A 12,552-nucleotide genomic window follows, 5' to 3' on the forward strand; every position below is an offset into this window, starting at 1 on the left:
CTGTCAGAAAACACAAAAAAATCCTGATTACAAAAAACGAACAGATCGTTTTCTGTAATCAGGATTTTATGGTTCCTGGTAGAGACCCTTAAGCCATATTCTTAAGGTTATACAGATGCATATGAGTAATTACTATGGAATTCTACTATATTGATTTGGATTCTGCAAGTACGTAAAGCTAAATGGAAATAGATGCTGTCTAAATTATCTTTGAATGATTTTGAAAAAAATATTGTTCGACTTTTGAATTATGAAAGGGTCTACTTTATGTTAAATTCAGTTGGAATTACTAAAATAATTAAATGGAATTTTAAGTTAATTGCAATAAAATAGTTCCTTTAATTTACATTTTCTTAATACGCTATTAATACCTGCCTTATATTCACCATTTATGCTTAAGTTATCAAAAACATAAGGAGTGGTTATTTGAAACGGATGATGGTTATTTTGGCAGCGAGTCTTGCAATGACAACATTTACAGGATCTGCATTTGCTGCTGGACAGGGAGAAGCAAGCATCGCGATATCAAAACAGGATCAGCAAAAAATGGTAAACATCGCACACCGTGGAGCTTCGGGACATGCACCGGAGAATACGATGGAGGCTTTCCAAAAAGGATTTGAAATGAAATCGGACTATATTGAAATCGATGTCCAAATGACAAAAGATGGCGAGCTTGTCGTCATCCACGACACCACTGTAAACCGCACAACGGATGGAACAGGCAAAGTGGGCGATTTAACATTACAGGAAATTAAGCAATTGGATGCTGGCAGCTGGTTTAGTAAAGATTTTGCAGGCGAAAGTGTTCCTACATTTGAGGAAGTATTGGATGCGTTTCGCGGCAAAGTCGGCATCTTGATAGAATTGAAATCACCTGAACTTTACCCGGGGATGGAAGCGGAAATTGCGGATGCTTTAATTGAAAGGAATATGAGCAAGCCAAATAACAATAAAATCATCATTCAATCTTTTAACCACGAGTCCATGAAAAAATCGAAAGAACTCTTACCCAATCTTTCTCACGGGGTTCTAACAGGAGGAAGTTGGGCAAATGTAACGGAAGAACAATTAGCTCAATTTTCAACCTATGCTGATTATTTCAATCCAACGATGAGCATTGTGACAGATGAACTGGTTAACGATGTTCATGAAGCTGGAATGGAAATTTTCCCCTACACATCTCGATCACAAGAACAGGCGCTGCGGCTATTTGCTTTGAATGTAGATGGGATCATCACAGATTTTCCGGAGCATGTCTATTACCATCCTGTAAAGAACAAATAATTTTATACCAAACATGACAGGCAGAGAATTCTTGATCGAATTCTCTGCCTGTTTGATTTGCGTTCGCAAAATTTAATTTTAGCAATTTTAGAAAATATTTTCTGAAAATATAAATATATTATTGATTATACGTACATCTTAGGTTAATATTAAGTAAATAACAAACATGTACGTATATATTGAGGGGGATGTTGAAAATGTTGAAAGATCTAAAGCAACAAGTACTCGATGCAAACTTAGCCTTGCCTAAACATAATTTAGTAACTTTTACTTGGGGGAATGTAAGCGGTATCAGTCGGGAAGAAGGTCTTGTGGTCATTAAACCAAGCGGTGTCTCATACGAAGAAATGACAGTTGAAGATATGGTAGTAGTTGATTTAGCAGGCAACATTGTGGAAGGAAATCTCAAGCCTTCATCGGATACTCCTACGCATCTATACTTATATCAGAATTTTCCAGAAATAGGCGGGGTGGTTCATACCCATGCACCTTGCTCTACAAGTTGGGCACAATCAGGCAGAAGTTTACCGGCTCTTGGCACTACACATGCAGATTATTTTTACGGAACTATTCCATGTACCCGAGCGATGTCTGAAGAGGAAATTAACGGGGCCTATGAACTTGAAACTGGAAAAGTGATCATTGAGACTTTCAAAGATGTAAACCCCAATGAGATTCCAAGTGTCTTTGTACATAGCCACGCCCCTTTTTCATGGGGGAAAAGCCCGGATGAAGCAGTCCATAACGCCGTCGTACTGGAAGAAGTGGCGAAAATGGCGTTGCGGACTTACCAGTTGAATCCGGATGTAACCAGCATGGATCAAGTCCTTTTGGACAAGCATTATTTAAGAAAGCACGGGGCAGCAGCATATTATGGCCAAACGACAATAGGGGGTTAATAGGATGAATAAAAATTATGCAATTGGAGTAGATTACGGTACAGAATCTGGTCGCGCTGTTCTGGTTTCGTTGGAAAATGGCAAGGAAATTGCTGACCACGTAACGCCTTACCGCCATGGCGTAATAGATAAGTTATTACCGGATACAAGAATTCCATTGGAAGATGAATGGGCATTGCAGCATCCACAAGATTATATAGAAGTATTAAAGATTTCGATTCCCGAAGTATTGAAAAAGTCTGGAGTAGACGCTGAACTAGTTATTGGACTTGGAATCGACTTTACTGCTTGTACAATGCTGCCTATTGATACTGAAGGAGAACCTTTGTCCGATCATCCCGAACTAAAAGACAATCCTCACAGTTGGGTAAAACTGTGGAAGCATCATGCAGCGCAAGCGGAAGCAAACCAATTAAATGAAATAGCTGAAAAAAGAGGAGAAATTTTTCTTTCCCGTTATGGCGGAAAAATTTCTTCGGAATGGATGATCGCTAAAATCTGGCAGATCTTAAACGAGGCCCCTGATATTTATGACAAGACCGACCGTTTTGTGGAAGCAACAGATTGGGTAACTTCGCAATTGACAGGAAACCTGATCCGCAACAGCTGTACAGCAGGATACAAGTCTATTTGGCATAAAAAAGACGGCTATCCGAGTAAAGATTTTTTCAAAGCGCTGGATCCTCGTTTAGAAAACTTGGTTGAAACAAAACTTCGCGGAGAAGTGGTCCCGATTGGCACAAAAGCCGGGGAGCTTACGGAATCCATGGCACAAGCAACTGGACTAAAAGCAGGTATAGCGGTAGCGGTAGGAAATGTCGATGCGCATGTCTCAGTTCCGGCAATGGGCGTTACAGAGCCGGGAAAATTAGTAATGACCATGGGAACTTCCATCTGTTCTTTACTTTTAGGTGATAAGGAAGTCGAAGTAGAAGGCATGTGCGGGGTGGTAGAAGACGGCATCATTCCAGGCTTGTACGGATATGAAGCAGGACAGCCGGCAGTGGGCGATCTTTTTGCCTGGTTTGTAGATAACGCGGTATCCGCTTCCGTTGAAGCCGAAGCGGTTGAAGCAGGATTAAACAAGCATCAATTGCTGGAGAAGAAAGCGGCAGCTTATGCACCTGGTGAAACAGGATTATTGGCACTCGACTGGTGGAACGGCAACCGATCTGTCTTGGTTGATACGGATTTGAGCGGTCTTATTGTAGGAATGTCTTTAAAAACAAAACCCGAAGAGATTTACCGGGCTTTGCTTGAAGCAACGGCATTCGGTACGCGTAAAATTGTCGACGCTTTCACAGAAAACGGCTTGGAAGTTAATGAAATATATGTTTGCGGCGGTCTGCCGCATAAAAATCAGTTATTGATGCAAATTTATGCCGATGTCACGAATCGAGTGATTAAAATCGCCGACTCGTACCAAACACCGGCTTTGGGAGCCGCAATGTTTGGAGCTCTTGCGGCAGGTTCAGCAAATGGCGGATTTGATTCGATTCTTGAAGCAACCAATAAAATGGCCAGAATAAAAGACAAATACATCACGCCAATCCCAGAAAATGTTGCTGTTTACGAAAGCCTCTATCAAGAGTATTCCGTCCTCCATGATTATTTTGGACGCGGTGAAAACGATCTCATGAAAAGGCTGCGTGCCATTCGCTATGTTGCAAAAAAGGAAAATGCATTAGTTTAAATAAGGGGGAAGTTACATGCTGAAAGTGAAAGATTATGAGTTTTGGTTTTTAACGGGAAGTCAACATCTATATGGCAAAGAAGCACTCGATGAAGTAGAAAATAACTCGAAGCTTATTGCTGAAGGGTTGGATAAAAACGACAATATTCCATATAAAATTGTTTTTAAATCTGTTCTGACGAATGCAAACGATATAAGAAAAGTTATTTTGGAAGCAAATAGTGATGAAAATTGTGCAGGAATTATTACATGGATGCATACGTTCTCTCCCGCTAAAATGTGGATTTCGGGACTTGCATCGCTTCAAAAACCATTGCTTCATTTTGGTACACAGTTTAACCGTGATATCCCTTGGCAGGAAATTGATATGGATTTTATGAATTTGAATCAATCTGCTCACGGTGATCGCGAATATGGATTTATTGCTACAAGAATGGACATAGCCCGAAAAGTAGTCGTTGGCCATTGGGAGAAGGACGAAGTTGTTAAAGATATTGGCAGCTGGATGAACACTTCCGTAGCAGTTACAGAAGGAGTTAATATTAGAGTTGCCCGTTTCGGTGACAATATGCGGAATGTGGCAGTAACCGATGGCAATAAAGTAGAAGCACAGATCAAATTCGGTTGGACAGTGGATTATTACGGTATTGGTGATTTAGTAGAAGAAATGAATAAAGTCACTGAGGAAGAACTCAATAATTTGTATAGCGAGTATGAAAGCTTGTACGATCTTCCTTCAGAAGCTGCAGAACCAGGTGCGATCAGAGAATCTATCTTAGAACAGGCGCGCATTGAATTGGGATTGAAGAAATTCCTTTCTGAGCGGAATTACAATGCTTTCACAACGAATTTTGAAGATCTCCATGGCATGAAACAGCTTCCAGGCTTGGCTGCCCAGCGTCTGATGGCACAAGGATACGGCTTTGCTGGTGAAGGTGACTGGAAGACAGCAGCATTATTGCGTATGATGAAAATCATTTCAAGAAATGAAGGAACATCCTTTATGGAGGACTATACATATCATTTAGAACCAGGAAATGAAATGATATTAGGCTCTCATATGCTTGAAATCTGTCCAAGCATTTCTGCAACTAAGCCAAAGATTATTGTTCAACCGCTTGGTATTGGCGGAAAAGAAGATCCGGCTCGACTTGTATTTGATGGACAGGGAGGGAAAGCAGTAGTTGCTTCGTTAGTGGAATTGAGAGGCAGATACCGCTTGGTCATCAATGAAGTACAAGCAGAGCAGCCAACAGAAGAAACGCCAAACTTACCGGTTGCAAAAGTATTGTGGAAACCTGAGCCTTCATTAAGTGGAGCGACTGAAGCATGGATTTATGCTGGTGGTGCCCATCATAGTGTTTTCTCGCTTGAAGTTACAACTGATCAACTATATGAATTTGCAAACATGACGGGTATTGAATGCATTATTATTGATCAAAATACGTCTGTTAGACAGTTAAGAAATGAATTGAAACTGGGCCAGGTCATTTGGCAATAAGAACACCGCTTATAAAGACTTGCCGTTTGCTAAGCGGCAAGTCTTTATCTATCAAATGATGACTACTTTTATTTTGAAAATAAATATGCCGGGTTAACATATACGAACATGTTTATAAAACAGACATGCTTTTCCGAAAAGAGGTGATTAGATGACGACTAAGTACAATAGGGTTAAACGGGCGGTCAAATCCCGCATCCTCGATGGAATTTATATCCCCAACCAAAAAATCAGTTCAGAAAGTGAGTTAATGAAAGAGTTTGGTGTTAGCCGTCATACGGTCAGACTGGCAATTGGTGATTTAGTGACAGCAGGATGGCTTTATCGGGAGCAAGGCTCAGGAACGTTTTGTGCAGACAGAAGCTCCAATATCAGCTATCAGATTACAAGCCCAAATCCTCAGAAAAGCATTGCCATCGTCACCACATATCTGTCCGATTATATTTTTCCATCGATTATTAGAGGAGCAGAGTCAGTACTCAGCGAAGAAGGCTACCAAGTCAGTATATTCAGCACCAATAACAACCATGACATGGAACAGGGAATTTTGGAAAAAATACTTTCTCAGCAGTTTGATGGGGTAATTGTCGAGCCGACGAAAAGTGGATCTTCCAATCCCAATATTTCTTATTATTTGAAGTTGGAACAACTTGATATTCCGTATATCATGATCAACGCCTATTATGACGAATTAGAACCAGTAAGTATTGTGATGGATGATGAGAAAGCCGGTTTTTTGCAGACGGAACATTTGATTAGTCTTGGCCATAAGAATATTGTAGGTTGTTTCAAAACTGATGATAGACAAGGGATTAAGCGGATGAAAGGGTTTTTAAAAGCTCATCGCCAAAATAACATTCCGATCCGGCAGTCATATATCATTACCTATACTACTGAAGAAAAATATAAAAAACCTGTAGAAGAGCTGGAGAACCTGCTGGTTTCGAGCAGCGATTCAATTACGGGTTTAGTTTGCTACAATGACGAACTTGCGATGGCGCTGCTGGAATTATTGCGCACAAAAAACTGTAAAGTACCAGAGGATATTTCAATTGTGGGGCATGACGATTCGATGCTGGCAGAAGTATCAGAAGTGAAATTGACTTCGATTTCCCATCCGAAAAGTGAAATGGGGGAACTAGCAGCCAACGCTATTATTGCGCTGATCAATTCGAAAAATGATAATAGCAACAATTACAATGCAAGTTCAATGATTTATAATCCAGAACTGATTATTAGAAGTTCAACAAAGAAAATACCTTCTTTGGAAACCGTATAAATTATTAAATGCAGTCCATCATTGGTTTTCTTGAAAAGTTCTAAAGACATTTCTTTTCTGGTGGCCACCATCAAAAAAGAAATGCTTCTTTAAAAAATTTATTATAAATAATCTGAAAATTTCGTTGCAAAAACTTCTGTTTCGTATTATAGTTAATTGTACGTACAAGATGAATTATTTGTTCATGATATACGAACGTGTTGGGGAGGCGCGGCGCTTCACTTAATTTTTTATATTAAATGAAAGCGCTATCTATATCCAGTTGCATGATCTGTTAGATGTAGTAATAAATCTATTGGAATCGAAAGGGAGAGATAAGAATGCCAGAAGCGTTAAAGGCAAGCGTAATTTTAGATAAGAACCAACAGATTGCAAAAGTGGATGAACGTATTTATGGATCGTTTATTGAACACCTGGGAAGAGCAGTCTATGGAGGGATTTATGAACCAGGGCATCCACTGGCTGATGAGCAAGGTTTCCGTAAGGATGTCATTGAATTAGTCAAAGAGCTGAATGTTCCGATCGTCAGATATCCTGGAGGAAATATGTTGTCTTCTTACAACTGGGAAGATGGTGTAGGACCATTGGAAAGCCGTCCGCGCCGTTTAGAGTTAGCTTGGCGGACAATTGAAACCAATGAAATGGGAACCAATGAATTTGCTGATTGGGCTAAAAAAACCAATTCGGAAGTCATGATGGCGGTTAATTTGGGAACACGCGGAATTGATGCAGCGAGAAATCTGATCGAATATACCAATCATCCCGGCGGTACATATTGGAGTGATTTAAGAAAGTCGCATGGTTATGAAGCTCCTCATAATATTAAAACTTGGTGTTTAGGAAATGAAATGGATGGACCTTGGCAAGTAGGGCAAAAAACCGCCCATGAGTATGGAAGACTAGCCAAAGAAACGGCCAAAGCCATGCGTCTTGTTGATCCATCAATCGAGTTGGTAGCATGCGGCAGTTCAAATTCAGATATGCCAACTTTTCCGGAATACGAAGCGACTACCTTAGATCATACTTATGAAGAAGTGGATTACATCTCGCTTCATCAATACTATGGCAACTATTCAAATGATCCTGGTAACTATTTAGCCAAGAACATGGATATGGATTATTTTATCAATACAGTTATCTCGACATGTGATTATATTAAAGCAAAAAAACGAAGTAAAAAAACAATGAACTTAAGTTTTGACGAGTGGAACGTCTGGTACCATTCCAAAGAAAGTGACCAGAAAATCGAGCCATGGACGATCGCGCCTCCACAACTGGAAGACCATTATAACTTTGAGGATTCCTTGTTGGTGGGCAGCATGTTGATTACATTCTTGCAGCATGCAGACAGAGTCAAAATGGCATGTCTTGCGCAGCTCGTTAATGTAATAGCGCCAATCATGACAGAAAATAACGGCAGATCGTGGAAACAAACTATTTTTTATCCATACATGCATACATCGGTATTCGGCAGAGGGATCTCACTTCAGCCAATCCTAAATTCTCCGAAATACGACAGCAAAGATTTTACTGATGTACCATATATTGACTGCGCTGCGGTGTATAATGAAGAAGTAGAAGAAGTCACGATTTTCATGGTCAATAAGCACTTGAAAGAAGCGATTCCTATCACTTGTAATGTCAAAAGTTTTGAAGGCTACTCGCTGGTTGAACATATTGTACTTGAAAATGACGATTTGAAAGCGGTTAATACAGCGAATCATCAAGCTGTTTCACCACATAGTAAAGGAAGCGCAACTCTAAATGATGGATTGCTGGAAGTGAATTTATCGAAGACATCGTGGAATGTGATCCGTTTGAAAAGGAATTTGCAAAATTAAACAGAATCTAAAGGAGGTGGCTTTGTAAAAACTTTTATATATTTGACGTTAATAGGGTTAGGTGAATGGGAAGGTTCAAAAATAGCAAATGACAAGGGGGATTTATTTTGAAGAAACTAACTGGGTTTATGCTATTAATTTTCGTAATGTTGCTTGCGGCTTGCGGTGGAGGCGGAGACACGGCTTCGAGCAGTGCTGGTGAAGCAGATGCAGCAGTATCAGTCGGTGATGATATTGAAGGGGCAACCGAATTGAGCTTCTGGACTTTCAATGAGCAGCACATGGATCTATTCGAAGATTCTGCAAAACAGTGGAATGAAGAAAACCCTGATAAACCAATCAAACTGAATGCACAGACTTATCCATTTGATCAAATGCACAATAATTTGTCTTTGGCCTTGCAGTCTGGAACAGGGGCACCGGATCTGGCTGATATTGAAATCAGACAGTTTTCCAACTTCTTAAAAGGCGATGTTCAATTAGAAGCCATGAATGAATACGTAGAACCTGAACTTGATAAAAATGTTGAAGCACGTTTCGACTTGTATGCAAAAGACGACAATTATTACGGCATTCCATATCATGTAGGAGCGACGGTTATGTACTATAACCAAGAAATTATGGACGAAGCTGGTGTCGATATCGATTCTATCGTAACTTGGGATGATTATATAGAAGCTGGTAAACAAGTAGTAGAAAAAACTGGTAAATCAATGACAACTGTTGAAACGACTGAACAATTCACTCTTTTCCCTTTGATCAGCCAACGCGGTTCCAATTATTTTGATGAAAATGGCGAAATTATCATGGACAATGAAGTGAACGTTGAAACCTTGCAATTTGTTCAAGACATGATTTATAAACATGAAATTGCAGTAGCAGCGCCTGGCGGTAAGCATCATGCGGAAGAATATTATGGATTTATGAACAATGGTGGAGCTGCATCTCTTATGATGCCAATCTGGTATATGGGCAGATTCATCGATTATATGCCTGACCTTGAAGGCAAAATGCAGATCAGACCTCTTCCGGTATGGGAAGAAGGCGGGAATAGAACTGCTGGAATCGGCGGTACTGGTACTGTAGTTACAAATCAGAGTGAATCTCCTGATCTTGCGAAAGAATTTCTTGCATATACTAAATTAACTGAAGAAGCAAACGTGAAATTATGGACAGTGCTAGGATTCGATCCGCCAAGATTTGATGTTTGGGATAATGAAGAAATGAAAGCGGACAATAAATACTATTCTTATTTCCATGATGGCATTTTCGATATGCTTTCAGAAATCCGTGAAGAAATTGCACCAATTTATTACACGCCGGACTATAGCAGTGCACAGCACGAAGTAGAAAGCACTGTTTTGTACAATGTATTGGTTCAACAGAAGAAAACACCTCAAGAAGCTTTGACCGAAGCTGCAGAAGCAGTCAAGAGCAAACAGACAGATTAATAAGAGCGAAGGCAAGTGAAGCCTGGACTGTCATATTCGTATGGCAGTCGTAGGTTTTCTATGTAACTGAGTCAGAGCGTGAAAAGATGTTGAGTATAGAAAAGGAGGATTGAAAATGGTAAACGATCCTATAACGAATAAGCTGGAAGAAGCTTCTAGTGATAGAGTTTATAAAAAGCCAAGCAAACTGGCATTTTTAAATTCAAAAAAAGTTGCACCCTATGTATTTATATCACCTTTTATTATATCCTTTTTGATATTGACTCTTTACCCTACAATCCAGGCATTCATCATGAGTTTTCAGAGAGTGTTGCCGGGAAATGTTGAGTTTATCGGATTAAGCAATTATGAACGCATTTTTAACCCCACGTTTTTCCTAGCATTAAAAAATACCACTTTGTACGTTATCTTTACTGTCGTGATCTTGGTGGTAATTCCAATTCTGTTAGCGGTATTTTTAGATTCCAAATTAGTGAGATTCAAAACGATTTTCAGAGCATCGTTATTCATTCCATCACTAACTTCAATCATTGTCGCGGGTACAATTTTCCGTATGATGTTTGGTGAATCTGACACAGCAGTAGCGAATCAGGTTGTTACATTTTTTGGCCTGGAAGCCATCGATTGGCGGTACAACTCATGGTCAGCGATGTTCCTGATGGTCACCCTTGCTTCATGGCGTTGGATGGGCGTCAATGTACTGTATTTCTTAGCAGCATTGCAAAGTGTACCTAAAGAATTATACGAATCGGCAGATATTGACGGCGCCAATGTCTTTAAGAAATTCCGCTACGTGACATTGCCATTTTTGAAACCGATTACGATATTCGTGGTCACCATTTCAATTATCAACGGCTTCCGGATGTTTGAAGAAAGCTTCGTCTTCTGGGAGACCAGTTCACCAGGGAACATTGGCCTTTCAGTAATCGGATATATCTACCAAGAAGGTATTCAACAGAATGACATGGGCTTTGGAGCAGCTATCGGAATTGTATTGATGCTGATCATCTTCGCAGTCAGCTTCATCCAACTTATACTTACTGGAGCCTTTAAAAGGAGCGATGAATAGATGAAGAAGAAAAAAAATAAAGCCCTAAAATGGATCGTTAACTTAAGTTTTGTCTTTATCTCTTTTATAGCCCTTTTCCCGGTGTTCGGTTTGATCGTATCATCTTTTCGCCCATCATCCGATCTGATGCGGAGCGGAATGAGCTTAACGTTTGATCTCGGTGATTTAAGCTTAAGCAACTATATTTTTATTTTCACTCAAGCCGATTCCTACTGGCAGTGGTACGCCAACAGCTTGATTGTTTCATCACTTGTGATTTTCTTATCCCTCTTCTTTTCCTCGATGGTGGGATATGCATTGGCTTTGTATGATTTTAAAGGAAAGAACTTCATTTTCACACTCGTGTTATTCATCATCATGGTGCCATTTGAAATTTTGATGTTGCCATTGTACAAACTGATGATCACGTTGCAGCTTATCGATACGTATTTTGCGGTCATGCTTCCATTGATCGTTGCTCCAATCGCAGTGTTTTTCTTCCGGCAATATGCACTTGGCCTTCCGAAAGAATTGATGGACGCTGCTCGAATGGATGGCACTACAGAATACGGTATCTTCTTTAAAATCATGATGCCTTTGATGCTGCCTTCCTTCGCTGCTATGGCAATTTTACAAGGCTTGAACAGTTGGAATAACTTCCTGTGGCCGCTTTTGGTTTTAAGATCGGATAGTATGTTTACGTTGCCTGTTGGACTCGCGACGCTGCTGACTCCATACGGCAATAATTACGATGTATTGATTGCGGGATCTGTTATGACGATTCTTCCAATCGTCGTTTTGTTTATCTATTTCCAACGTTTCTTTATTTCAGGATTGGCAGTAGGCGGCGTTAAGGGATAGAAGGAAATCTTTAAGTTGATGGAGAGTGGCAGCATGAATGGTAAAGCAATCGTTACATCACTAGATACGATACTTCAATGGATAACTAAATTCGTTGTTTTAAATTTGTTTTGGTTTCTCTATACAGCCCGCGGGCTAGTCGTCTTCGGCATATTTCCGGCAACGGCTGCCGCATTAAGAGTCATGCATAAATGGCTGGATGGAGAAGAAGATATTCCGACAAGACAATCCTTTAAACAGTATTACAAAGAAGTATTCAAAGATGCCAATAAAATCGGGTGGACACTCTCTTTGGTCGGAGCAGTTTTATTTCTCAATTATAAGATTATTGCTGACTCTGATGAAGGAGTATGGATAGGAACCATTTTCGGGTTCTATTTCGTCACTTTTTTCTATCTCATTATCGTCGCTTGGACATTTCCTCTGTTGATCCGATTTGAAAATCATTGGATGAAACATCTGAAAAGCGCTTTGATCATCGGGTTAGTAAAAATCCATTATACAATTGCCATCTACACAGTGATGTTTTCAATTATTTACCTGACGCTCACTTATCCGGGAATTCTCCCTTTTTTCTCAATCAGTTTGTTTGTGTGTATCTGGTATTGGCTGTCGCTTCAAGTTTTAAAGAAATTGGAAGCAACTGTCCAATAACTGCACCTGTTCTTTATCTAAAAACCTAAATTAAACTA

General features: G+C 39.9%; 10 protein-coding genes and 1 riboswitch. All 10 genes read left to right on the plus strand.

The genetic code is table 11. From position 1 onward, the window contains the following. Window positions 1-35 precede the first annotated feature (35 nt). A riboswitch (purine riboswitch) is annotated at window positions 36-135 on the minus strand. A 300-nt stretch (window positions 136-435) separates the two neighbouring features. Then, window positions 436-1,287, plus strand: coding sequence for a glycerophosphodiester phosphodiesterase (locus tag FQV26_RS08290; protein ID WP_146557787.1), 852 nt, complete (start codon window positions 436-438; stop codon window positions 1,285-1,287). Window positions 1,288-1,484: 197 nt separating this feature from the next. Beyond that, complete coding sequence (gene araD, locus FQV26_RS08295; protein WP_146557021.1) at window positions 1,485-2,186, plus strand: L-ribulose-5-phosphate 4-epimerase; 702 nt, start codon at window positions 1,485-1,487, stop codon at window positions 2,184-2,186. 4 nt (window positions 2,187-2,190) lie between these two features. Beyond that, window positions 2,191-3,879, plus strand: coding sequence for a ribulokinase (locus FQV26_RS08300; RefSeq protein WP_146557022.1), 1,689 nt, complete (start codon window positions 2,191-2,193; stop codon window positions 3,877-3,879). 16 nt (window positions 3,880-3,895) lie between these two features. Further along, the gene (gene araA / locus FQV26_RS08305; RefSeq protein ID WP_146557023.1) at window positions 3,896-5,380 is read left to right on the plus strand and encodes an L-arabinose isomerase; all 1,485 of its coding nucleotides are present in this window, start codon (window positions 3,896-3,898) and stop codon (window positions 5,378-5,380) included. A 151-nt stretch (window positions 5,381-5,531) separates the two neighbouring features. Then, window positions 5,532-6,659, plus strand: a complete 1,128-nt coding sequence (locus FQV26_RS08310) for a GntR family transcriptional regulator (RefSeq protein ID WP_146557024.1) — start codon at window positions 5,532-5,534, stop codon at window positions 6,657-6,659. 320 nt (window positions 6,660-6,979) lie between these two features. Beyond that, window positions 6,980-8,500, plus strand: a complete 1,521-nt coding sequence (gene arfA, locus FQV26_RS08315; RefSeq protein WP_146557025.1) for an arabinosylfuranosidase ArfA — start codon at window positions 6,980-6,982, stop codon at window positions 8,498-8,500. Window positions 8,501-8,607: 107 nt separating this feature from the next. After that, complete coding sequence (locus tag FQV26_RS08320; RefSeq protein WP_261384285.1) at window positions 8,608-9,951, plus strand: ABC transporter substrate-binding protein; 1,344 nt, start codon at window positions 8,608-8,610, stop codon at window positions 9,949-9,951. A gap of 115 nt (window positions 9,952-10,066) precedes the next feature. Next, a complete protein-coding gene (locus tag FQV26_RS08325; RefSeq protein WP_146557026.1) occupies window positions 10,067-11,020 on the plus strand; it encodes a carbohydrate ABC transporter permease in 954 nt (317 codons plus the stop codon). Further along, window positions 11,021-11,860 carry a carbohydrate ABC transporter permease gene (locus tag FQV26_RS08330; RefSeq protein WP_146557027.1) on the plus strand — a complete coding sequence of 280 codons (840 nt, stop codon included), beginning with the start codon at window positions 11,021-11,023 and terminating at the stop codon, window positions 11,858-11,860. A 33-nt stretch (window positions 11,861-11,893) separates the two neighbouring features. Next, the gene (locus FQV26_RS08335; protein ID WP_186759672.1) at window positions 11,894-12,514 is read left to right on the plus strand and encodes a YesL family protein; all 621 of its coding nucleotides are present in this window, start codon (window positions 11,894-11,896) and stop codon (window positions 12,512-12,514) included. The last annotated feature ends 38 nt before the right edge of the window (window positions 12,515-12,552 follow it).

The sequence above is a fragment of the Planococcus sp. CPCC 101016 genome (genome assembly GCF_007859295.1).
In the GTDB taxonomy this organism is placed as follows: Bacteria; Bacillota; Bacilli; order Bacillales_A; family Planococcaceae; genus Planococcus.